The organism is Pseudomonas sp. B21-056 (assembly GCF_026016325.1).
Classification (GTDB): domain Bacteria; phylum Pseudomonadota; class Gammaproteobacteria; order Pseudomonadales; family Pseudomonadaceae; genus Aquipseudomonas.
The window spans coordinates 2,722,134-2,745,739 of sequence record NZ_CP087203.1 but is presented as its reverse complement, the minus strand read 5'-3'; the positions used below and the strand labels follow the sequence as shown (position 1 = coordinate 2,745,739).

At 60.3% G+C, this 23,606-nt stretch carries 22 protein-coding genes; 7 read left to right on the top strand and 15 right to left on the bottom strand.

Annotated elements, in window-relative coordinates; genetic code table 11:
* Window positions 1–66: 66 nt before the first annotated feature.
* From LOY67_RS12230 to LOY67_RS12195, 8 genes are all read right to left on the bottom strand, one after another.
* Window positions 67–792 (bottom strand): GntR family transcriptional regulator, encoded by a 726-nt coding sequence (locus LOY67_RS12230; protein WP_265067413.1) that lies wholly within the window; start codon window positions 790–792, stop codon window positions 67–69.
* Window positions 793–1,012: 220 nt separating this feature from the next.
* Window positions 1,013–1,996, bottom strand: a complete 984-nt coding sequence (locus LOY67_RS12225; RefSeq protein ID WP_265067412.1) for a GlxA family transcriptional regulator — start codon at window positions 1,994–1,996, stop codon at window positions 1,013–1,015.
* 80 nt (window positions 1,997–2,076) lie between these two features.
* Complete coding sequence (locus tag LOY67_RS12220) at window positions 2,077–3,075, bottom strand: 4-hydroxyproline epimerase (protein ID WP_265067411.1); 999 nt, start codon at window positions 3,073–3,075, stop codon at window positions 2,077–2,079.
* A 13-nt stretch (window positions 3,076–3,088) separates the two neighbouring features.
* A complete protein-coding gene (locus LOY67_RS12215) occupies window positions 3,089–3,934 on the bottom strand; it encodes an ABC transporter permease (protein ID WP_265067410.1) in 846 nt (281 codons plus the stop codon).
* Window positions 3,931–4,779 carry an ABC transporter permease gene (locus LOY67_RS12210; protein WP_265067409.1) on the bottom strand — a complete coding sequence of 283 codons (849 nt, stop codon included), beginning with the start codon at window positions 4,777–4,779 and terminating at the stop codon, window positions 3,931–3,933. Before LOY67_RS12210 ends, LOY67_RS12215 begins: the two co-directional genes overlap by 4 nt.
* Window positions 4,776–5,891, bottom strand: a complete 1,116-nt coding sequence (locus LOY67_RS12205) for a quaternary amine ABC transporter ATP-binding protein (RefSeq protein WP_265067408.1) — start codon at window positions 5,889–5,891, stop codon at window positions 4,776–4,778. Before LOY67_RS12205 ends, LOY67_RS12210 begins: the two co-directional genes overlap by 4 nt.
* Before the next feature lie 127 nt (window positions 5,892–6,018).
* Entirely contained in the window at window positions 6,019–6,867 is an 849-nt protein-coding gene (locus LOY67_RS12200) for a glycine betaine ABC transporter substrate-binding protein (protein ID WP_265067407.1), read from the bottom strand.
* A 194-nt stretch (window positions 6,868–7,061) separates the two neighbouring features.
* Window positions 7,062–7,748 (bottom strand): GntR family transcriptional regulator, encoded by a 687-nt coding sequence (locus tag LOY67_RS12195; RefSeq protein WP_265067406.1) that lies wholly within the window; start codon window positions 7,746–7,748, stop codon window positions 7,062–7,064.
* A 447-nt stretch (window positions 7,749–8,195) separates the two neighbouring features.
* Here LOY67_RS12195 and LOY67_RS12190 point away from each other — a divergent pair, with 447 nt between their 5' ends.
* The 4 genes from LOY67_RS12190 (at window position 8,196) to LOY67_RS12175 (ending at window position 12,167) form a co-directional block, all read left to right on the top strand.
* Window positions 8,196–8,972: an SDR family NAD(P)-dependent oxidoreductase gene (locus LOY67_RS12190; protein WP_265067405.1), complete on the top strand. Its 777-nt coding sequence runs from the start codon at window positions 8,196–8,198 to the stop codon at window positions 8,970–8,972.
* Window positions 8,973–8,975: 3 nt separating this feature from the next.
* Window positions 8,976–9,656 carry a FadR/GntR family transcriptional regulator gene (locus tag LOY67_RS12185; RefSeq protein WP_265067404.1) on the top strand — a complete coding sequence of 227 codons (681 nt, stop codon included), beginning with the start codon at window positions 8,976–8,978 and terminating at the stop codon, window positions 9,654–9,656.
* A gap of 200 nt (window positions 9,657–9,856) precedes the next feature.
* Window positions 9,857–10,633 (top strand): SDR family NAD(P)-dependent oxidoreductase, encoded by a 777-nt coding sequence (locus LOY67_RS12180; protein ID WP_265067403.1) that lies wholly within the window; start codon window positions 9,857–9,859, stop codon window positions 10,631–10,633.
* Between the two features lie 49 nt (window positions 10,634–10,682).
* Window positions 10,683–12,167 carry an amino acid permease gene (locus LOY67_RS12175; protein ID WP_265067402.1) on the top strand — a complete coding sequence of 495 codons (1,485 nt, stop codon included), beginning with the start codon at window positions 10,683–10,685 and terminating at the stop codon, window positions 12,165–12,167.
* 98 nt (window positions 12,168–12,265) lie between these two features.
* Here the strand turns inward: LOY67_RS12175 and LOY67_RS12170 are convergent, their stop codons facing one another.
* From LOY67_RS12170 to LOY67_RS12140, 7 genes are all read right to left on the bottom strand, one after another.
* Window positions 12,266–13,345, bottom strand: a complete 1,080-nt coding sequence (locus LOY67_RS12170; RefSeq protein WP_265067401.1) for a quaternary amine ABC transporter ATP-binding protein — start codon at window positions 13,343–13,345, stop codon at window positions 12,266–12,268.
* On the bottom strand, window positions 13,338–14,198 hold the full coding sequence (locus tag LOY67_RS12165) for an ABC transporter permease (RefSeq protein ID WP_265067400.1): 861 nt from the start codon (window positions 14,196–14,198) through the stop codon (window positions 13,338–13,340). Before LOY67_RS12165 ends, LOY67_RS12170 begins: the two co-directional genes overlap by 8 nt.
* A gap of 120 nt (window positions 14,199–14,318) precedes the next feature.
* Window positions 14,319–15,398, bottom strand: a complete 1,080-nt coding sequence (locus tag LOY67_RS12160) for an ABC transporter substrate-binding protein (protein WP_265067399.1) — start codon at window positions 15,396–15,398, stop codon at window positions 14,319–14,321.
* Window positions 15,395–16,180 carry an NAD(P)-binding domain-containing protein gene (locus tag LOY67_RS12155; protein WP_265067398.1) on the bottom strand — a complete coding sequence of 262 codons (786 nt, stop codon included), beginning with the start codon at window positions 16,178–16,180 and terminating at the stop codon, window positions 15,395–15,397. The genes LOY67_RS12160 and LOY67_RS12155 overlap by 4 nt, the downstream gene beginning before the upstream one ends.
* A 298-nt stretch (window positions 16,181–16,478) precedes the next feature.
* Window positions 16,479–16,823 (bottom strand): RidA family protein, encoded by a 345-nt coding sequence (locus tag LOY67_RS12150; protein ID WP_265067397.1) that lies wholly within the window; start codon window positions 16,821–16,823, stop codon window positions 16,479–16,481.
* Between the two features lie 12 nt (window positions 16,824–16,835).
* Window positions 16,836–17,186: a cupin domain-containing protein gene (locus LOY67_RS12145; RefSeq protein WP_265067396.1), complete on the bottom strand. Its 351-nt coding sequence runs from the start codon at window positions 17,184–17,186 to the stop codon at window positions 16,836–16,838.
* A gap of 72 nt (window positions 17,187–17,258) precedes the next feature.
* Window positions 17,259–18,575 (bottom strand): NAD(P)/FAD-dependent oxidoreductase, encoded by a 1,317-nt coding sequence (locus LOY67_RS12140; protein WP_265067395.1) that lies wholly within the window; start codon window positions 18,573–18,575, stop codon window positions 17,259–17,261.
* Window positions 18,576–18,827: 252 nt separating this feature from the next.
* Between LOY67_RS12140 and LOY67_RS12135 the strand changes: the two genes are divergently transcribed.
* The 3 genes from LOY67_RS12135 (at window position 18,828) to LOY67_RS12125 (ending at window position 23,567) form a co-directional block, all read left to right on the top strand.
* On the top strand, window positions 18,828–20,471 hold the full coding sequence (locus LOY67_RS12135) for an acetolactate synthase large subunit (protein WP_265067394.1): 1,644 nt from the start codon (window positions 18,828–18,830) through the stop codon (window positions 20,469–20,471).
* Between the two features lie 73 nt (window positions 20,472–20,544).
* On the top strand, window positions 20,545–21,987 hold the full coding sequence (gene gabD, locus LOY67_RS12130) for an NADP-dependent succinate-semialdehyde dehydrogenase (protein ID WP_265067393.1): 1,443 nt from the start codon (window positions 20,545–20,547) through the stop codon (window positions 21,985–21,987).
* 245 nt (window positions 21,988–22,232) lie between these two features.
* A complete protein-coding gene (locus tag LOY67_RS12125) occupies window positions 22,233–23,567 on the top strand; it encodes an MFS transporter (RefSeq protein WP_265067392.1) in 1,335 nt (444 codons plus the stop codon).
* The last annotated feature ends 39 nt before the right edge of the window (window positions 23,568–23,606 follow it).

The window sequence follows — 23,606 nt, the reverse complement described above, 5'->3', positions numbered from 1 at the left end:
GTTAGTCTGAACCTCCCCTTTCGGCGCGGCTCGATAGCAGCGCCGATGCAACCAGGGTCCTGCGTGTCAATACGTCAGTGTTACATCCAGCCCTTCCGGTGCCGCATATTCGGACATCCGGCGACGGGACAATTCCATGTGCGCACGAGCGATATCGCCCGCCAACGCAACTTCGTGGCTTTCAATCGCGGCAATCATCTCGTCATGCTGTTGGGCGGCGATTTCCAGATCGGCCTGCATATCCACAGTGGTGGGATGGCGATAGAAAATCTTGCCCAGGCGCGCATGATCGATCAGCAAGCGTTGCAAGCTCGGCATCAAATAAGGGTTATGGGCCATCCGCCCGATCTGCAGGTGAAACTCATCGTTGTAAAGCACCCGGTTCTCGACGTGCTTCTGTTCAATGGCCTCGCGAAACAGTCGCTGGATACGCTTGAGCTCGGCGATTTCCGCGGATGTCGCGTGCGTGGCGGCGAGCTGGGTGGTGGCGCAGTAGATCAGCGGCGCGGCGAGAAAGAAGCTGCGCAGCGACTGGTAGTTCATGGACGACACACGCGCCGCCCGATTGGCTTCCAGCTCGATATAACCTTCGGCCGCCATCTGCCGCATCAGTTCGCGCACGGGGGGACGGGACAGGCCGAACTCCTCGCACAAGGCCAGCTCGTCGACCACCGCACCCGGTGCCAGCTCCATGCTCAGGATGCGCCGACGCAATGCATCGCCCAACACAGCCTTGCGATCGATTGGCGCTTCTGCGGCGACTGGCTGGCCAGCTTGATTGACAACCTTCATAGAAACCTTCGTACCCGTTGAGTGAGCTAGGTCTACTACCTGTAATCCGACTATAAAACAACAAAATACATTGTGTCTACAATTGAAATACACATAATTCTGCGTTCCATCGGACGTCCTCAGGAAGCGTTGAACCTCCGATAAATCGGGGCTTTGCGCTTCGTTCAAGCGAATGTCCAAATGCGCCATCAATCGGTTCGGAAACGACCTGCCAGGTGATCTACTTGACCAGCCTGACCTCCTTTGACGGGCGATAACCAAAATAAGAGCTGTAGCACTTGCTGAAGTGGCTCGGGGAAACGAAACCACACGCCACCAGGACCTCGACCTGGGACAACTCGGTATGTTGCAGAAGCCTGCGTGCTTCGGTGATACGCAGTTCCATGTAATACCGTTGTGGCGTCGTTCCCAATTGCTCCTTGAACAGCCGCTCCAGTTGACGCCGTGACCGGCCGGCATAGACGGCCAGTTGCTCCAGTTCCAAAGGCTCCTCGAGGTTGGCGTCCATCAACTTCACCACCTCGCGCAGCGGTGCACTCAGGCAGACATTTTCAGTCGGCTTGATGCGCCGGTAGCGTGACTCTTCGAATGACAGGATGTCCTCGATCCCCTCGACCAGCGCTTTGTCGTGAAGCCCCTTGATCCAGTCCAGTGCCATGTGGAAAGCCCCGGAGGGACTGGACGCGGTAAGGCGGTCCCGATCGATCACATAAGGCTCGCTGCTGACCTGCGTCGCCTTGCAGAATTCCGCAAGCGCGGGCCGGTGTTCGGGATGAATGGCGCACCGGTAGCCGTCCAGCAGCCCGGCGCGCCCCAGGAACCACGCGCCATTCCACAAGCCGGCCAGGCCGATCTCCAGCTCGGCGGCGGTCCTGAGCAGATGGACCAGTTCTTCCGATGCCTTCAGTTCCGTCCGGTAGCCACCACAGATGACCAGCAGATCCAGGTCCTTGATCAGCGAGCAATCGATACGGGTGTCCGGCCGGATGACCAGGCCCAGATCGCTGATGACCTCCCCTTCGCTCAGACCGAAAGTCCGCGATGAGAACAGCTTGGGGCGCAACAGGTTCGCCGTGACAATCGTATCCAGGGCCTGAGTGAATGCCGGCAGCGAGAAATGTTCGAGCAGCAGAAACCCCACGCGCACCATCCGGCTCATCTTGTCGGGGTTTTCATTCAGATAGCGGAAATTCTTGCCTTTCATGCCTCCGCTAAATTGGCGTCGTTCGATCAATTTCTGCCTACTCTTCTACGTGACGAATACGATGTCGGGTGTGTTGCGGGTCAAGCGAGCTGGAAACCGTGACGCAACGGATCCTTGTCATCGACAAAGATCGTGTTGTGCCCGGTGATCTGCGCCCAGCCTCCAATGCTCGGCCTGATGCCTTCAAACGGCCCGACGCTGACCGATGCTTCGACGCGACCCTCGAAGATGGTTCCGATCAGGCTTTCATTGCGGAACGTGTCGCCCACCTTCAGCCGCCCCTTGGCGAACAGTTGGGCCATGCGCGCCGACGTACCGGTGCCACCCGGAGACCGGTCGATCGCCTTGTCGCCATAGAACACCGCACCGCGCCCATCGGCTGCGGTGCCCTGTCCGTCGTCGCACCAGATCACATGGTGAACACCTTCGATCCTGCTGTTCTCGGGGTGCACAGGAACGGATACATGCGCCAGGGCCGCGCGCAGTTTCTGGCTCATGCCAACGATGTCCGCCGTCGTCATGCCCGTCAGGCCGGCCCAGTTCGCCTGCGGTTCGACCACCGCGTAGAAATTGCCACCGTAGGCAATGTCCACGACGAGCTCGCCAACCCCCGGCACCTCGACCCGCACGTCGGCGCTGTGCAGATAGCTGGCCACGTTGAACAGGCGGATGGCGTCGACAAATTCGCCATTGAGGGTGTAGTCGACATCCACGCGACCGGCGGGTGTCTCGATGGCCAACTTGCCGGGCTCGCGTGGTGTGACCAGCCCCTCTTCGATCACGACGGTCGACAAGCCGATGGTGCCCGCGCCGCACATGGGCAGACAGCCGCTGACTTCGATGAATAACGCCCCGAAATCGCAATCATCGCGCGAAGACGGATAGATGATGACGCCGGACATGATGTCGTGGCCCCTGGGCTCGAACATCAACGCCGTGCGCACCCAGTCATGCTCACGCACGAAGATCTCACGGCGCTCCGCCATCGATACGGACGGCAACAGAGGCCCGCCGCCCGTCACCACCCGAACCGGATTCCCGCAGGCATGGGAGTCGACACAAAAAAAGCTACGTCTCATCGGGGCGACTCTCTCAGAGCGTGCGTGGGGAATGACGCTGCAACGCGCCACGGGACAGTCGGTCCAGCAACAGCGCCACGGCGACGATTGCCAGGCCGGCTCGCAACCCGAGCCCCATCTCCATCCGGGTAAGGCCGCGAGTCACTTCCGCCCCCAGGCCACCCGCCCCCACCAGGCCCGCCAACACCACCATGGCGAGGGACAGCAGGATGCATTGGTTCAACCCGACCAGCAGCGTGGGAGCCGCTGTCGGCAGTTCGATCTTGAACAGGATCGACCTCGGGGATGCACCAATGGCCTGGCCCAGTTCCAACAGGTCTTTGGGCAGTTGCTTGAAGGCCAGCGTGGTCAACCGGAGCATCGGCGGGATGCCGTAGACGATCGTCGCGATGATCGCGGGCACGCGTCCGAGACTGAACAGCATGACCGCAGGGATCAGGTAAACCCAAGGCGGAACGGTCTGCATGATGTTGAGGATCGGCAGGAACGCCTCATCAACCCGCTTCACCCGTGCCGCCAGCACACCCAGCGGGAAGGCAATCGCCACCGAGATCAACACCGCCACGGAAACCAGTGCAATGGTCTGCATGGAGGCAACCCAGAGTCCCGAGAACAGGCAGAACGCCAACATCGCGGCGGCAAACAACGCCACTTTCTTGTTGGTGAAAAAGAATGCCAGGGCGACGACAATGCCGATCAGCACGTAGGGGTTGGGGGCCAGCAGCACGCCCTCCACGGCGCCCAGGACCGCTTCGATGACCTGGCTGATCCCTTTGAAAAAACCGTGAAGATTGGCGTTCAGCCAGTCCACGCCGGGGGCCAGGAATTCACCTGGAGAAAACTGGATTTGCGTGGTCATTGGGAATCTCCCATCCGGGATCGCGCAGCGCTTTGCGCCAATCGATCCAGGATCATGGTCAGGATGACGATGGCAATGGCGGCGTTGATCGACTTGGCGATATCCAACGTGCGGACGGCACCATAAATGGCTTCACCCAGGCCGCCGGATCCGACGATGCCGGCAATGACGACCATGCCGAACGCCATCATCAGGCTCTGATTGACCCCGGCCATGATGCTCGGCATGGCGAAGGGCAAGCGGATCTTGAAGAACATCTGCCAACCGGTGACGCCGCTGGCGTCTCCCAACTCGATGAACTCCCGGGGCGTCATGCGAATCCCCAGGGAGGTCAAGCGCATGGCCGGTGGCACCGCGACGATGAACGTCGCCAGCAGCGCGGTGGCCGGGCCATAGCCGAGCAAGGCAATGGCCGGCAGCAGATAGATGTAGGGCGGCAGGGTTTGCACCAGGTCCAGGCAAGGGTCCACGACGCGATCGATGGACGGTGCCAGGCCTGTGAGTACGCCCAACGGAATGGCCACGACCAACGCCAACACGGTCGCTGCCAGCACCAAGGCCAGCGTACTGACCGTCTCCGGCCACAAACCGATGACGTCGCAGAACAGCAACGCCAGCCCGGTGAGAATTGCAAACCGGATGCCGACCATGCGCCAACCCATCAGGGCCAGGATGCCTGCGACGACATAATACGGCGGATAGGCCACGCACCACTGCACGGCGTGGTAAACACCCGTCAGCAACCCATTGGCCGCATCGAACAGGAATTCGCCGTGATCCGATAGCCATTCCAGGCTGGCATCGACAGTCGAATCGAACTGGGCGGAAAAGTCTGGCGTGCTCATGTCGACGCCTCCAGCTCCGTGACAGTCGACGTTGCGAAGTCATTCGCAATACCCTGGACGCCGCGCAGCAGATCACGGATCGTGACGATCCCCACCACCACGCCGTTATCGACCACCGCGAGTGCGTCGCGATCGGATTTCACCGTCAAGCCGATGAGTGCGTCGATATCCGCGTCGACCGTGGTTTTGGCGAACCTTGCGATATCACATCCGGGGTTCGCCGCCTGATACACCTCGACCGGCGTCATGACCGACTGGGCCTTGACCAGGTGCAGCCTGGAAATCCCCGCCACGAATTCGGCGACGTAGTCGTCAGCCGGGTTGAGGACGATCTCCTCGGCGGTACCGACCTGGATGATCACACCATCCTTCATGATCGCGATGCGATCCCCGATGCGGATGGCCTCCTCCAGGTCGTGAGTAATGAATACAGCGGACTTGCCCAGTTCCTTGGTCAGTTGGCGGAACTCATCCTGCAACTGCCGACGAATCAATGGATCAAGGGCACTGAAAGGTTCGTCCATCAGAATCACTTCCGGATCGGCGGTGATCGCACGCGCCAGCCCGACCCGTTGTTGCATGCCACCGGACAACTCGCTCGGATAGCGGGACGTCCAGTCGCTCAAACCCACCTTGGCCAATGCCTGTTCGGCCACCTTGTAGCGCTCGGCCTTGCCCACGCCCTGCACTTCCAGGCCGAAGGCGGTGTTTTCCAGGACCGTCCGGTTAGGCAACAAAGCCACGCTTTGAAAAACCATGCCGATATGACGCGCCCTGACTTCCCGCAGTTGCGCAGCAGTGAGGGACGACAGATCCTTGCCCTTGACGAGGACCTTGCCCGCACTCGGCGTGATGAGTTTGTTGAGAAGCCTGATCAGTGTAGATTTGCCGCTGCCGGACAAGCCCATGATGCAAAAGATTTCTCCACGTCGAACCTGGAGATTGACGTCGGATACCCCGACCACGCAGCCGTAGTTCTGCAGGATTTGAGTCTTGGTCAGCCCCTGCTTGACGACGGCATCCATCGCCGCAGGTGCGTTCTTACCGAAGATTTTCCAGACGGACTGGCAATCCACCAGCACTTCGTTCGTGTCTATTTTGGGCGTTGTCATTTTCGTAACCCGTCGGACCAGTTGTGCCTGGTCTCTCTGATGAATCAAAAGGCGGCAGTAGCGTAAAACCAATGTGTGGCCTGTGCGGCCCGACTCCATGGACCCGGGCGCACAGGCCTGCTCATTGTTATTTCTTCACGTTTTCCCAACGCTTCAGCAGATCGGCATGACCGTCGGTCCAGCCTTTGATGGCCTGTTCCATGGTCTTGCCATCCTTGACTTCACCGTTGATCGCGGTGATATCGCCAATCGGCACATACACGCTGGCCATCAGCTCACGCGCTTGCGGATAGCTCTTGGAGAAATCCTTGTGGCCGATCCAGTAGTAACCTTGTGGTGGCGGGAAAATGCCTTTTGGATCCTTGAGGAACTTCAGGTCAAACTTCTGCGCCATCCACGAAGGTTCCCAGATCGCTACCGCGACCCATTCCTTGCGATCGACAGCCGATTTCAGAGCAGCGGTCATCGCAGCGGTACTGCCTTCGAGCAACTTCAACTTGATGCCGTAGGCACTGACTGCATTGGTCGCGTCGTTCATCAAGCCCGAACCCGGCTCGATACCGATGATCTTTCCACCAAACTTGTCAGCGTTGGCATTAAGTTGGTCGAGAGAGTCGATATCGACATATTTCGGTACGGCAATGGCCTGGTACAGTCCATAGGAAACAGGCGACAGTTTTTCCAGACGGTTCTTGTTTTTGTTCCAGTAGTCGTTCGCGGCGTAATCCGTTTGAGAAGCCAGGACCTGGATATCACCCTTGCTCAAGGCGGCGTAGGCAATACCCCATTCGGAAAACTCAACGACTTTTACCGTGTAACCGGAATCCTCAAGTACTTTCTTGGTAATACCGGTAATGGGCGTCAAGTCCTCCCAGGACAGCGTACCCATGGTGATGGTTTTTTCTTCAGCGTGGACAGGCATCATGACCATGCCCAACATCGCGACCGCGCAGACGGCCTTCCAGATTTTTTTCATGGTGTTCCTCGATCAACGTTTAAACTTATTATATTGGCCTCCAGACAACAGAAACCCGTGGATACAACAACAAGTTCACCCTCTGTTCCAGCTATTATTGCCTGTCAATCCAGGACTGGATTGACACTCAATTCCCTCGCCTCTTCGGCATCAAAGTTCGTATCGTTCCTTCGCTCATCCAGCGCGGCCCAATATCATTTAATCTGGAATGACAGGTCTGCGCTCATTCCATGAGGAGCAATAAACATTTCCATGTTTTCCCGAGAAAGTTCCCAGTGTTCAAACACCAGATCGACGACTGCACTTTCATCACGGTTTTCAATCGCCACGATAAAAGCGTCGTGATGCTCGGCAGAAAGTTCCAGGCGTTGTTCCATATCCGCATCACGGGGACGGAAGAAAGTGTGACCGATACGGGCATGATCAATCAGCAATCGTTCCAGGCTGGGTTCCAGGTACTGGTTGCCTGACATCTCACCCATGATGGCGTGGAACCGGTTGTTCTCGACCACCATCATCAGTGCATCACGGGACACCGTCGCCGCACGAAAACGCCGCTGGGTTTCCTTCAGCTCAGCCAGTTGATGAGCCTTGAAGTTGAGCACGGCCAGACGGCCGATCGCGGCATAGACCATGGGCGCGACCAGGAAAAAATTGCGCAAGGTCGAGTGGTTCATGGGAATCACCCGGGCACCGCGGTTCTCCCTGATCTGGATATACCCCTCGCCGGCAAGACGCCTGAAAACTTCCCGTACCGGAGTCCTGGAGAGGCCGTAGCGCTCGCTGATGGCAACCTCGTCCAGCACCTCGTCCGGATCCAGCTCCATCGTGAGAATCTGACGCTTGAGGTCGTCATAAAGTGTGCTTTTGCCGTTTTTCACGATGACCTCCCGAGGCAGTCAAATAAGCGTACGGCTTCTTGTTGAATCCAGCCTCGCACGGGTGGCCAGCATCGTCAACGCTTTTGTATTTTGTATGTATACACAGAAAATACTGTAAAAACACACATAGAAAATAGAGATATTCCTTTAAAAACAGCCAGTTATGTTAGTAATGCTCGCCATCCAAGGTCGTTAACAGGAATGTTTCCTGTCGCAATTTGAATGTCCTGGTCATTGAGGTTCGACGCAGTCCTCAGGGGTGGTTGTCCGAGAACGCCGCCACGCGGGCCGTGTGCGACACGTCGTCTTCAGGTAAACGCAGCCCACAATGGACGGGAGCGGCACACATATGGACAAACGGCCTGGACGGCCGCAAGCGTCCTTCCTTGATAGCCGTTGCCCGCAACCGTATGATTCAGCGATTCCCACACCAGAGGCCTCGACCGCATGAGCCGTCCCGGAGATCGACTAGCTGGACGCGTTGCCATGATCTCGGGCGGAGCCAATGGTGCCGGCGCGGCCTCCTCCCGATTGTTTGCGCGCGAATCTGCCAAGGTCGCCATCGTCGACAGGGATGCCGAGGCGGGCCGAAAGCTGGAACAGGAACTCCTCGCCCAGGGCCTGGCGGCGTTCTTCGTCGAAGCGGATGTTTCCAAACCCGATCAAGCCGAGCACGCCGTCACCGCAACCATCGCGAAATTCGGGCAGATCGACATTCTGTTCAACCACGCCGGCACCATCATCGTGAAACCCTTCCTGGAGTTTTCCATCGACGAATGGGACGAGATGATGGAAAACAATGCCAAGAGTGCGTTCCTGATGACCCGCCTGGTCCTGCCGGACATGCTCAAGCGTGGTTATGGCGTGCTGATCAGCACCAGCTCTTCCGGCGTCAAGGCGATTACCCATCTGGAATCGCTCTACTGCGCATCGAAATCGGCCATGCACCAACTGGCACGCGCCATCGCCGTCGAGTACCGGGACAAAGGCATCCGCAGCAATACCATTTGCCCCAGCTTCGTTCGCACCCGCCACGGCGAACACGAAATCGCGCAGTTGCGCGCCTATGGCGTCTTCGCCTCGGAACAGGATCTGAACATCATGCAGGGAAGGATTTGTGAGCCGGAGGAAGTCGCCAACGTGGCGCTGTTCCTGGCCAGCGAGGAGTCGAGCTTCATCAACGGAGCCGAGATTTTCGTGGACAACACGTTCACGGCCATTTGACGGATGCTCTGGGGCCTTCAAGCAGTCGAGCAGCAATCCGCCTACGGCCTGACGGTCGAGGTACTGCGCCGTCATGTCCACCTCGGGCTGCTGTTGCCCGGCGAAAGACTGCCGCCGGAAAGAACCCTGGCCGACCAGTTGAGCGTCTCGCGGGTTACCTTGCGAGAAGCGCTTCGGGTGATGGAAACCGAGGGCTACTTCGTGGTGCGTCGGGGCGCGAGCGGCGGTGCGTTCGTCAACGACCTTGAAGTGCTCCGGGAGATATCGTCCCGCCGCCTGAGCCGCGACCCGGCGATGGTCATGCGCATGCTCGAGTTTCGGGAGGCCGTCGAACCCACTGCTGCCCGGCATGCCGCGGCTCGCCGCACGCCGACCGATCTTGCCGCCCTGGAGTCAGCCTTCAGTGCAATCAAGGCAGCCGATAACTCGGCCATGCTACGGCGCGCCGAATCCATGTTCTACCTGGCCCTCGGTGCCGCTTCCCATAACCCGCTGCTGTCCAAATCCATCGAAGACGCCCAGCTCGCAGTCTTTGTGCTTCCCGCCATCGAACCCGATCTGGACGCGGTCCGGAAGCTGTTGGAAGCGATCAAGGCGCGCAACGGCGATCAGGCGCAGGACGCCTCTCGCGCACTGATCGCCACCGACAGGGTTCGGCTGGGCGACATAGTCGGTTTTGTCTAGAAAAATCCCTTCCCGTCATATTTCTCTTTTATTACAGTCAGTTAAGGCCATCACCTGGCCGGTGCCTTTACGCCCGTTTACCTGATAACGACACCCTTCCCGTTGCCGATTGACAGGCATTTTTCGCGATGGTCTATTGGTATTAACTCCAGACCAATAGACCGATAGCAAAAATTCCAACGGCACAACGGGAGTGATCGATGAGAAACAAACCAAGATTGGATCAACAGAAAGTCCTGATTACGGGGGGCGCCGGCGGCATGGGGAAAGCCGCCGCCGTGATGTTTGCCGAGCAGGGAGCGGAGCTGGCGATCATCGACAGGGATCTTGTCGCAGGCACCCAGGTGGTCGAGAGCATTCGCGCACAGGGCGGCAAAGCGAATTTCTTCCAGGCCGACGTCGGCAACGCCGAACAGTTGATCGCCGCCATCGATGCCGCAACCGAGGCATTGGGCCGGATCGATGCATTGTTCAATCACGCCGGCACCATCGTCGTGAAGCCCCTGCATGAAACCAGCGTCGAAGAGTACGACGACCTGATGGCGATCAACGCCCGGTCGGCCTTCATCGCCTGCCGCGCCGTATTACCCGGGATGCTGGCACGCGGCAAGGGCAGCATCGTCATCACCTCTTCCATCGGCGGCGAAAAAGGCTTTGCCCTGGAAAGCGTGTACTGCATGACCAAGGGTGCCGTCCTGCAACTGGCGCGTTCCATCTCGGCCGAATACCGCGACCAGGGCATTCGTTGCAATGCGATATGCCCGGGTTTCGTGCGTACCGCCCACGGCCTGCGCGAACTCGACCAGCTCGATTCCCAGGGACAGACCTGGGAAGACTCGGGGCTGGCAAACACCCAAGTGCGAATCTGCGAAGCCAAAGAAGCCGCCGCGGCCGCGCTGTTCCTGCTCTCCGACGAAGCCAGTTTCGTCAACGGCGCCGCGCTCTATGTCGATAACGGCTGGTACTCGAAAGGCTGACCCCACCCGCCCCTACCTCATACGCCTGAACGCGTTTAGGGAGTTGAACATGTCAAACGCTACCAAACCCGGTTCCTCAGTGGACCAAAGTGAAGACGCACGGCTGTTGGCGCTGGGTTACCGCCCGGAGTTTCGTCGTGTCCTCGGATTGTTCGCCGACTTTTCCCTTGGCTATTCCTACATGAGCCCGATGGCCGGGGTGTTTGCACTCTTCGCCACCGCCATGATCGCCGCCGGCCCGCCCTTCTTCTGGACCATGCTCGCGGTGCTGGCGGGCCAGGTGTTCGTCTGCCTGGTGTTCGCCGAAGCGGCATCGGCCTATCCCATTGCCGGCGGTATCTACCAGTGGGCACGGCGCCTGGGTGGCGAACGCTGGGGGTTCCTGACGGCCTGGATGTACCTGTTTGCCCTGGTCGGCACCGGTGCCGGTATCGCCGCCGGAGGTGCACCGTTCCTGGCGATCATCCTGGACGTACCGGTCTCGCCGCAATTCAACGCACTGGCCGGCATCTCCATTGCGATGATCGCGATCCTGGCCAACTTTGCCGGCACCCGCGTATTGGCGAAGCTGACTGAAATCGGCGTCTGGGCCGGGTTGATCGGCCTGGGGATCTGTGGCGGCTACATGCTCATCTTCGGCCATGTGCAGCCCATCTCGATCCTGTGGGACAACTTCGGGCGCGGTGACGGCAACTACACCGCTGCATTGTTCTTCGCCAGCCTGATCGGCGTCTGGATCTTCTACGGCTTCGAAGCCTGCGGCGACCTGGCCGAAGAAGTCAGCGGCGCCTCGAAGGCCGTGCCTCGCGCCATGCTGCTGACGATCGTCTGTGGCGGTGGTTCGGCATTGCTCATGACGCTGGGCCTGCTGTTGGCGGTCCCGGACATCAGCGCGGCCGCCGACGGCTCGCTGGCCGACCCCATCGGTGCCGCCCTGTTGCAAGTGATGGGCCCCCTGGGCATGAAGTTGACGCTGGTGTGCCTATTGGCGGTGGTGGTCAGTGCGGTCACCTCGGTCATCGCCTCGGCCAGCCGGCTGTTCTTCTCCCTCGGTCGCGACAACATGATTGTCGGCGCCAGTGTCCTGGGACGCCTGAGCACCCGCCGTCGCCAGCCTGTCGCAGCCCTCTGGGCCACCGCGGTCACCACTTTGCTGATCCTGTCGATCGGTTTCGTGTCGAGCAACGCCGCCACCCAGATCATCAGCTTCACCACCACCGGCATCTACCTGTCGTTCCAGATGGTGGTGATCGTCTCGCTGATCGCCAGCCTCCGTGGCTGGCGTCCCGACGGTGACTTCCGGCTGGGGGCCAGCGCCATCGTGGTCAAATCCATTGCCCTGCTGTTCGGCGTTGCATCGATCATCAACCTGGCATGGCCGCGCACACCCGAGGCCGGCTGGCTCAGCAACTGGCTGATCGTGATTTCGATCGGGGTGATCATGGTGTTGGGCCTGATCCAGATGCTGACCCTGGACATGACTCCATCGGTACAAACCAGACCAGAGGCCGGCAGCCAGGACGCTTGCAGATAACATTCTCAAGCTGCAAAAAAACCCCGATGTACGCCTGCTGTTACCGGCGCGCATCGGGGTTTCCTTTGACCGCTTACCGGTCAGGGTCGTGAATGACTTCAGCGCACTACTGCAAGGGAAGGACTGCTGACGCCTGGCGCTTCATGTGCGTTGACCATGGCTTCCGCCAGCCGCCGCAGCGTCACGGCACCAATGGGTTTGCCCGATGCATCGACCACGCAAACCTCTCCATCCGGTGCCGATGCCAGCTTGCGCATCGCGTCCTCGACGGTGGTGCCCGCGGTGATCGTCAGGCCGCTCGAAGGCGCGCCCGCGGACGGTTGCACCATGACGGTTTCGACTTGCAGCACGCGCCCCCGGTTGACCTCCTTGACGAAGTTCGCGACGTATTCATCGGCAGGCCGCAGGACGATATCCTGGCTGGAGCCCTGCTGGATGACCTCGCCATCGCGCAGGATCGCAATCTGGTCACCCAGGCGCAACGCTTCATCCAGGTCGTGGGTGATGAACACGATGGTCTTCTTGATCTCCTTCTGCAGGTCCAGCAGCACGGTCTGCATATCCACGCGGATCAGCGGGTCAAGGGCCGAATAGGCTTCGTCCATCAGCAGCACCGGCGCGTCGTTGGCCAGCGCCCGGGCCAGGCCCACACGTTGCTGCATGCCGCCCGAGAGTTGGTTGGGATAGCGCTTCTCGAAACCTTTGAGCCCTACCCGTTCGAGCCAGCGCATGGCGATATCGATACTCTTGGAGCGCGGAAGCTTCTGGATATCGAGGCCATAGACAGTGTTTTCGAGCACGTTGCGATGGGGCAGCAAGGCGAACTTCTGGAACACCATCGCCGTCTGCAACCGGCGGAACTCGCGCAGGTCACTCTGGTTCATCTTGGCGACATCCACGCCGTTGACCAACACTTCACCTGCCGTCGGATCGATCAACCGGTTGATGTGGCGGATCAACGTGGACTTGCCTGAACCGGACAGCCCCATGATCACCTGGATCTCCCCGGAGCGCATTTCCAGATTGATGTCCTTCAGGCCGAGGACGTGGCCGTAGCGCTCGATCAGCTCGGTTTTCGTCAGGCCTTTTTTCACCGCCTCGATGTGCTTGGCCGCATCGGGGCCGAAGATCTTGTACAGGTGACGGATCTTGATGCCGTCGAAGTGTTGATTAGCCATGGACGATCTCCCGGTGTTTCTGGAGCCTGTGCCCATAGGCCTGGCTGACGCGGTCGAAGATGATAGCGATGCCGACGATGGCAAGGCCGTTGAAGATACCGAGGGTGAAATACTGGTTGGCAATGGCCTTGAGCACCGGCTGGCCGAGGCCTTGCACGCCGATCATCGAGGCAATGACCACCATCGCCAGGGCCATCATGATCGTCTGGTTGATGCCCGCCATGATGGTCGGCAACGCCAGCGGCAACTGCACGTTCTTGAGTTTCTGCCAGTTGGAGGAACCAAAGGCATCGGCGGCTTCGAGCACGTCCTTGTCCACCAGGCGAATGCCGAGATTGGTCATGCGGATCATCGGCGGAATCGCATAGATCACCACCGCGATCAGGCCGGGCACCCGACCGATGCCCAACAGCATGACCACGGGAATCAGGTAGACGAAGCTCGGCATGGTCTGCATGACGTCGAGCACGGGATTGACCATCCTCTGGAAACGCTCCGAACGGGCCATGAGAATGCCGATCGGCAAGCCCATGACGATCGACAGGATGGTGCAGACGAAGATCATCGAGATCGTGCGCATCGAGTCGTCCCACATGTCCAGGTAGCCGATGGCGAGCAGCGTGACGAGCGCACCCAGCACGACCTTCACACTCCGGCTTGCAGCCCAGGCGATGGCCAGGACGATGAGAATGATGATCGGCCACGGCGTCTGTGTCATGAACTGCTCGGACAGCAGCAAGAACTTTTGCAGGGGTGCGAAGAAGCTTTCAATGCCGTCGCCGTAGCCGCGTGTGAATGACCGGAACCCATCGTCGATAGCCTGTTTCAGGCTACGGAGGGAGTCATCGTTCATATGAGGAAACTCATGAAACCAGCTCATTTTTGATACCTTTTTCCAATATTGCCGGGCTCATTCCTGTTGCTTCCCGGCCGTGATGACGCAGTGGCCGGAGCCACTGCGTCACGCTGCAAACTACAAGGCTGACTTGATCTTCCCGGCGGCTTCAGGCGACACCCACTTGGCCCACACATCCGGGTTCTTCTTCAGGAACTCCTTCGCGCCGTCGGCACCCGTGGCCTGGTTGTCGGCCATCCAGGCCAGCATGCGGCTGACCATTGCGTTCGGCCAGGAACGGTGCTGGAGGTATTCGTAGGCTGGGCCGGAACGACTGGCGAACGACTTGGTCACGATGGTGTTGACCTCATCGGCTGGCCACTCGTTAGGCTTTGGATCCGGGCACTTTTCCACCTTGTTGCAGCGGTTCCACTCGGTCGCGTCGTAAGGCGCGCCGGAAGGAAGGCGCACCATCTCGTACTTGCCGAGCAGCGACGTGGGCTCCCAGTAGTAGCCGATCCAGCCCTTCTTGCGCTCATAGGCGCGCACGAGCGAGCCGTCGTGTCCGGCTGCCGAGCCGGTATCGACCAGGTTGAAGCCCGCTTCCTTGGCCTTGTAGGCCTTGTAGTATTGGCTGGCGATGATGGTACCGCCCCAGCCTTGCTGACCCGCGGACCAGGCACCTTTCGAGCTGTCCTCCGGATCCGGGAACAGTTCGGGATGCTTCAGTGCATCGGCGATGGTCTTGATGTCGGGGTGAGCATCGACAATGAACTTGGGAATATAGATGCCCTGTACACCCCCTTCAGCCAGGGATTTGCTGGCGATCAGCAACTTGCCTTCTTCAATGTTCTTCTGGGTGATCGGTGGGCGCAGGCTGGTCCAGGACTCGGGGGCCACGTCCGGCTTGCCCTTTTCAGCCATGGAGGTCAGGGTCGGCACGGTATCCCCCAGCACGACGCTGGCATCACAGCCATAGCCGTTCTGCAGGATGAATTTGTCCACTTCGGCCAGCAGCTCGGCCGATGCCCAGTTCATGCTGGCGATGGTGACAGCGCCGCATTGCGCGGCATTGGCAGCCGATACACCGGCAGCCAGGCCGAACACCAGGGGCGTGGCGAAAAGGAACTTCTTGACCCCACCTCCTTTCTTGCTGGCTGCGCCCGCCCCGGCGCAAGGTGTCTGGCTGTTGAAGGACACGTCGTTTGTTTTTTTCATTTGCGGTCACCCTCTTGTGTTTTTGTTAACAGTGCATCTAGAACAATTTCACAAGCAGCGCTCCATGCTGCATTCGCCTGGTGCAGGTCCAGCATCTCGAGGCCAAGCGCCGTATAGGTGCCCGACGTGGCAATGGACTTGCCGAGATTGGCGAAAGACTGGTCTTCTCGAAGCCTGGCGTATGCAATGCAGTCGCTCAGGCTGCCGAGAATCAACTGCCTGCTCTGAGCCGGATCGAAGCCCTTGTCGGCGATCCAGCGATGCAGGTCATGCAGGAGGAAATAGAACCAACCGTTCATGCAGGCCGCGACGGTCGCCAGTTCGAACTGGTCTTCGCGCTCCACCGGAACCAACGTTCCCAGTGAGTCGAACAGCGCCGTGATCTCTTTCGACGGTGGGTTCAGGACCACGTTGGTGCTGTTGGTTTCGGCGGCATAGGAGAGCATCGAACGAATGGTCTTGTCGGTGCCGAACAAGCGCATCAACTCGCGATGACTGACGCCCGAGATGAAGGACACCAATTGGTGCCGGGGGCCGATATCGACGCTATGGGCGAGCGATTCCAATTGGTCGGGACGAACACCCAGCAGCAGAATGCGCGAGGCATCGACCACCGCCTGATTGTCCGCCAGTACGTCGCAGTCGTAATCCCTGGCGAGACTTTCCGCCCGTTCCACATTGCGGGGGCTCAAATAGATAGGGGCCGAGAAACCACCTCTGCGCAAGCCTCTCACCACCTTCTCGGTGAGAGCACCCACCCCGAGCACGCCGATCGCCTTCATCAGTTCACCTGTTTTTCTTGTTGTTGATTTTCCGGACGGACCGGGCCTTGCTCTGCCCTACCGGGTCACGGCACCGGAACGCAAGCAAACAGAAGGGAGTGGCGGCTCCTGACCAGGTGGCCGCTGGGACAATCGTCAGCAGGGAGTTCTTGTATTTTCATGATCGACTCTCCATCGCATGAGTCGATTTTGAGACCGCGGCAATTTGCCGCCTATAAGGAAAAGGACGATTGCCAGCAGGATTTGTACTGTGGCGAGGGATCTTGCTCCCTCGCCACAAATTGTTGCCTGCTGGGTATCAGCGCTGAGCCCAGCCCTGGATCTCAATCAGGTAATCGGCACTGGCCAATTGCGAGCCGACACAGGCCCGCGCTGGCTGGTGCGCGCCACCGACCCAGGCGTCGTACACCACATTCATCGCCTCGAAATCCTTCATGTCGGCCAGCCAGATCTGTACGCGCATCAGGCCTTCCCGACCGACATCGGCCTTTGCCAGCAACGCGTCGAGCTGCGCCAGCACATCCCGCGTCTGTCCGGCGATGCCGACTGAACAGTCGTTGGCGACCAGGCCGGAGGTTTCGACCCGATCACCGGCGATGACCAGCTTACTGGCGCGGTGGGATGCATCAATTCGAGTGATCATTCGCGTATCCCTTTAGAAAATCACATAGGTCTTGCGGAACTGCTCGCGAATGTCCCAGATGCCTTCGCAGTTGGCCGGGAAGAACACCGCGTCGCCGGCATGCAACTCGACGGGCTCGCCGCCATCCGGGGTGAAGATGCACCAGCCGGAAATCACGTGGCTGAATTCGCGGTTCATAATGTGCCGGCGGAAAACACCAGGGCTGCATTCCCAGACACCGACCGAGGCGCCGGACGCTTCGAGTGTGCTGTCCTGCCCCAGGCGCGACTGGGCGACGACATCGCCGATAGGCAGCTTGGCCGGGGCCAGCTCGCCCATGGGGGATTGTTCGGCCTGTTTGATTACGGTTGGTTTGATGGACATTTGCAGGGTTCCTCGTAAGTGTTCAGGGGTGCCCCAATATCACTGGCCAGTATCGGGGCGGTTGATCATCAATCAGCTTTCCCGACCCGCCCGGTACTGTCCCCAGCGCAGGTTGGTATTGATGCCCAAGGAGAGCAGTGGCTCCGGTGGATTCGCATTCGGACCTTCGGAGCACCGCAGAAACTCGATCAGGTCGTTGCTCTTGCCGGCCAACCAATCGGCCAGCAGCGTGCCCGTGCCGGTACCCCGGGTGATGCCCAGGCCATTGCAACCGAGGGCGCCGTAGACATTGCGTGCCAGCTCGCCGAAATGCCCGGCATGGTTACGGGTCATGCACAGCGCACCGCCCCAGGTGTATTCGAACCCGACGTCGGGCAGCATGGGGAAGCGCCGCTCGAAGGACTTGCGCTGCGCCTGCTGCGCTTTCGCGAGCAGGCCCGGGGTGGTCTTGCCGTTGGGGTGGTAATCGAAACTGTTGCGCACCAGCAGGCGTTGATCAGGCGTGCGGCGCAGCGTACTGCCGAAAGGGTCGGCGGGGATGATGCCCCACTGCTCCTTGCCACCTAAGCGCGCCTGCTCTTCTTCAGTGAGCGGGCGGGTCATGCTGGCGTAGGTGAAGATCGGCAGCAGTCGCCCCTTGAGAAAACCGAACTGCGTGGCGAAAGCGTTATTGGCGAGCACCAGCTTGTCGGCCACGACGGTGCCCTTGGCGTGGGTCAGCACGATGGGATCGGCATATTCAACCCCTGTCACCGCGCAGTTCTCGAAGAGTGAAACGTTGTCGGGCAGGCTGTCCGCCAACCCCTTGACCAGGCTCGCGGGTTGTAAAAGCATCGTGCCGGGCGTGTATAACGCCCTGCGGTAGAACGACGTGCCCAGATGCGCCGGCAGGTCCTGGCCTTCGATGATCTCGAACGCCTGGCCGAGTTTTTCCAGCCCGCCCCGGTAGGCCTCCAGAATCCTCAGGCCCTTGTCCTCGACCGCCGCCTGGTATTTGCCCACCCGGCTCAACTGACAGTCGATGCCGTACCGGGAAACCAGCGACGCCAGGAGATCCTGGGCGTACAGGTTCAGCTTCAGGTGCATGCAGGCGATGGCTGGATCGCCGATGTAGTCAGGCGCGCCGATATCGTGAGGCAGGTCAATCGCAAAGCCCGAGTTGCGCCCCGAAGTGCCGAAGCCGACCTCCTGGGCTTCCATCAGAACGATTTCATCGGTGGGAAAGTTCAGCGCCAACTGCCTCGCCACGGCCAGCCCGGTGAAGCCTGCCCCGACAACGGCCCAACGGGCGCGAACCTGGCCGCTGCGGGCAGGACGCGGGGCTCTCTGCTTGCTGAGGTGGAACCAGCCGCAGGCGTCGTTATCGGCGGGTATTTCTTTTATTTTCACGGCGTTGAGGTCTCCAGATCGTATAGCGATTCTGGAGCGAGCCCGTTTTCAATCCTATAACGATAATGACGATTGCCAGCAGGTTTCCTCCCTCAGAGAAGCAAAAACGTTGACCTCCGGACCTATCCTGCCGAGCCGCGCCCCCGAACCTCCCATCAGCTGTCCCTCCCGTTATATGGCCGTCGCACAATCGGATGCGATAGTGAAAAACCGCTCATGAATGCTTCATAGAACAACGAGGTAGCAAGCAAAATGGCCAAGGCCGCCGATGTGGTTGTGCAATGTCTGGAGAACGAAGGCGTCGAGTATGTGTTCGGCATTCCCGGCGAAGAAAACCTCGACCTGCTGGAGTCCCTGCGCAAGTCGAAGATCAAGCTGGTGCTGACGCGCCACGAGCAGTCCGCCGGTTTCATGGCCGCCACCTACGGCCGACTGACCGGCAAGACCGGGGTCAGCCTGTCGACCCTGGGGCCTGGCGCGACCAACCTGGTCACCGCCAGTGCCTACGCGTATCTGGGCGGCATGCCAATGATGATGATCACCGGCCAGAAGCCGATCAAGAAGTCCAAGCAGGGCCGCTTCCAGATCATCGATGTGTGCGGCATGATGGCGCCCATCACCAAGTACACCCACCAGTTCGCCTCGGCCGATAACATTCCGGCCCGCATGCGTGAGGCGTTCCGCCTGGCCGAGGAAGAGAAACCGGGCGCCGTGCACCTGGAGTTGCCGGAAGACATCGCCGCCGAGCAGACCGACAGCCTGCCGATCCCGCCGAGCCTGCACCGTCGTCCGCTGGCCGAGCACAAGGCCGTCGAAGCCGCCGTCGAAAAACTCAAGACCGCCCGCAGCCCGATCCTGGTGATCGGTGCCGGCGCCAACCGCAAGATGACCGCCAAGGTCCTCAAGCAGCTGATCGACCAGACCGGCATCCCGTTCATCACCACCCAGATGGGCAAGGGTGTGGTCGACGAGCGCCACCCGCGCTTCCTCGGCAACGCCGCGCTGTCGTCCGGCGACTTCGTCCACCGCGCCGTTGAAGCTGCCGACCTGATCATCAACATCGGCCACGACGTGATCGAGAAGCCACCGTTCTTCATGGTCCGGGGCGGCACGGAAGTCATCCACATCAACTTCCGCTCGGCGGAAGTTGATGCCGTGTACTTCCCGCAGATCGAAGTGATCGGTGACATCGCCAACGCCGTGTGGCAGATCGGCGAAGCCCTGGGCGACACCTCGCATTGGGATTTCACCCGTTTGATGGCGATCCGTGAGGCGAACGAAACGCAGATCGTCGAAGGCGCCGACGACGACCGCTTCCCGGTCTACCCGCAACGCCTGGTTGCCGACGTCCGTCGCGCCCTGCCGTCCGAAGGCATCGTGGCCCTGGACAACGGCATCTACAAGATCTGGTTCGCCCGCAACTACAAGGCGCACAAGCCCAACACCGTGCTGCTGGACAATGCCCTGGCGACCATGGGCGCCGGCCTGCCATCGGCCATGGCTGCGCATCTGGTACACCCGGATCGCCCGGTCGTTTCGGTGTGCGGTGACGGCGGTTTCATGATGAACAGCCAGGAACTGGAAACCGCGGTGCGCCTGAAGATGAACCTGACAGTGATCATCCTGCGCGACGACGGCTACGGCATGATCCGCTGGAAGCAGGCCAATATGGGCTTCACCGACTTCGGCCTGGACTACGGCAACCCGGACTTCGTCCAGTACGCCCAAGCCTACGGCGCCAAGGGTCACCGGGTGGAGAGCGCCGAGGGTTTCCTGCCGCTGCTGCTAGATTGCCTGAACACGCCAGGCGTACACGTGATCGATTGCCCGGTGGACTACTCCGAGAACGATCACATCCTCAACACCGAGCTCAGAACGCGTAGCGCGCAAGTCTGACCCCCTCGATCCGTTCACAGAACCGAACCCGTGGCGAGTCAGCGCCCTCGCCACGCATGACCAGGAACGCCCCATGCAACTCAAAGACACTTCGCTGTTCCGTCAGCAAGCCTACATCGACGGAACCTGGGCCGACGCCGACAGCGGCCAGACCCTCAAGGTCAGCAACCCGGCCACCCTCGAAACCATCGGCACCGTGCCAAAGATGGGCGCCGCCGAAACCCGTCGCGCCATCGAAGCCGCCGACAAGGCGCTACCGGCCTGGCGTGCACTGACCGCCAAGGAGCGCGCCGGCAAACTGCGGCGCTGGTTCGAATTGATGATCGAACACCAGGATGATCTCGCGCGCCTGATGACCCTCGAACAGGGCAAGCCATTGACCGAAGCCAAAGGCGAAATCGTCTACGCGGCTTCGTTCCTGGAATGGTTTGCCGAAGAAGCCAAGCGCGTCTATGGCGATGTGATTCCCGGTCACCAGCCCGACAAGCGCCTGATCGTGATCAAGCAACCGATCGGCGTGACCGCCGCCATTACCCCGTGGAACTTCCCCGCCGCGATGATCACCCGCAAGGCCGGCCCGGCACTGGCCGCCGGCTGCACCATGGTGCTCAAGCCCGCCTCGCAGACGCCCTACTCCGCCCTGGCTCTCGCCGAGCTGGCGGCACGCGCCGGTATCCCGAACGGTGTCTTCAACGTCGTCACCGGCAGCGCCGGGGACGTGGGTGGCGAGCTGACCAGCAACCCGATCGTGCGCAAGCTGTCCTTCACCGGTTCGACCGAAATCGGTCGCCAGCTGATGGCCGAATGCGCCAAGGACATCAAGAAGGTCTCCCTGGAGCTGGGCGGCAACGCGCCGTTCATCGTGTTCGACGACGCGGACCTGGATAAGGCCGTCGAAGGCGCGATCATTTCCAAATACCGCAACAACGGCCAGACCTGCGTCTGCGCCAACCGCCTGTACATCCAGGATTCGGTGTACGACGCGTTCGCCGAGAAACTCAAGGCCGCGGTCGCCAAGCTCAAGATCGGCAACGGTCTGGAAGACGGCACCACCACCGGTCCGCTGATCGACGAGAAAGCCGTCGCCAAGGTCCAGGAACACATCGCCGATGCCGTGGGCAAAGGCGCGACCGTACTGGCCGGTGGCAAGCCGATGCAAGGCAATTTCTTCGAGCCGACCATCCTGACCAACGTCCCGAAAACCGCCGCCGTGGCCAAGGAAGAGACCTTCGGTCCGCTGGCGCCGCTGTTCCGCTTCAAAGACGAAGCCGAAGTGATCGCGCTGTCCAACGACACCGAGTTCGGCCTGGCCTCGTACTTCTATGCCCGCGACCTGGCTCGTGTATTCCGTGTGGCCGAGGCCCTGGAATACGGCATGGTCGGCGTCAATACCGGGTTGATCTCCAACGAAGTCGCGCCGTTCGGCGGCATCAAGGCTTCGGGCCTGGGCCGTGAAGGCTCCAAGTACGGCATCGAGGACTACCTGGAAATCAAATACCTCTGCCTCGGAATCTGACGACCCGGGAAGCCCGAAACAGGTGGCAAAACGCCTTCGCAGGCGCTGTCCGGCACGTTCCGTCCGCCAGTAGGAACCTCCTATAAGCCGTCAGACCTGTTATATGGCCCTATCAGGCGAGGTGCGATAGTACCGGCCACCGATCACACACAACTCTAAAAAAGATACTCCCTGCTTATTGCACGAGCGTCGCACTGCGAGGCTTCTACAATAAGCAGGCATGCCTAAGCGTTAAGGAGGCAAGCATGCCTGACAATTACAAGATTTCGCTGGAAGACGCACCGCTGAACAGTTTCCACAAGAAGCTCGCCGTCTATTCGTCCGGCGCTCCATTCCTGGACGGCTACATCCTCAGCATCATCGGCGTCGTCATGGCGCAGATCAGCCAATCGCTGCAAATGAGCACCCTGCAAGAGGGCATGGTTGCAGCGGCGGCGCTGGTGGGCATGTTCCTCGGCGGCTTCGTCGGTGGTCTGTTTACCGACAAGCTTGGCCGCAAGACCCTGTACGTACTGGTGCTGGTTGCACTGGCAGTGTTCTCGCTCGCCCAGTTCTGGGTGACCACCGCCTGGTCGCTGATTGCGTTGCGGTTGCTGCTGGGCATTGCCATCGGCGCGGACCATCCACTGGCAACCTCCTTGCTGGCCGAGTTCCTGCCCAAGAAACAGCGCGGCTCCATCCTGGCGAGCCTGGTCCTGATGTGGTTCGTCGGTGCCGCCGTGGCCTATGTGGCCGGTGAACTCATCCTCAGGAGTGGCGAGCCCGATGCCTGGCGCTGGGCGCTGGCGAGTGCAGTGGTTCCGGCCGTGCTGTTCCTGATCATGCGCGCAGGCACCCCGGAATCGGCGCGCTGGCTGCTGAGCAAGGGCCGCACCCAGGACGCGGACCAAGTGATCAAGAAGGTCTATGGCAACCAGTACTCCATCGCCAATCTTCCGGAAAAGGCCCCGACCCGCAAGATCTCGGTCTGGTCACTGTTTCATTCGACCTACGGCAAGCGCATCTTCTTCGTCAGCATCTTCTGGACCTGCTCCATCATTCCGCAATTCGCCATTTATGCCTTCGCACCGCGCATCCTGAACGCCATGGGCCTGACCGGTGACATGGCCGCCTGGGGCGCAGTGGCAATCACGGTCATGTTCGTTTTCGGCTGCCTGGCAGGCGTGAAGCTGATCAATCCCTTGGGTCGGCGCAACATGCTCATGCACAGCTTCTTGTGGTCGGGCCTCGCCCTGCTGGCGCTGGGGCTGTTCCCGGAAGGTTCGGCGCAACTGACACTGATCCTGTTCGGCAGCTATGCCCTGTTCATCGGCGGCGCCCAGGTTCTGCAATACGTCTATCCGAACGAACTGTTCCCGACCGAGATCCGCGGCTCCGCCGTCGGCCTGTCGACCTCGCTTTCGCGGATCGGCGCCGCAGTCGGCACCTATCTGGTACCGCTGTCGCTGACCTCCATCGGGATTGCCAACACCATGATCGTCGCCTTCGGCATCTCCATGGTCGGCCTCTTTTTCACCTGGCTGATGGCACCGGAAACCCGCTCCCTGGACCTGCAACAGGCCAGCGCCGCGAGCTACTGACACCCTGAGCGGCAAGGGTCGTGCATGCACGGCCATTGC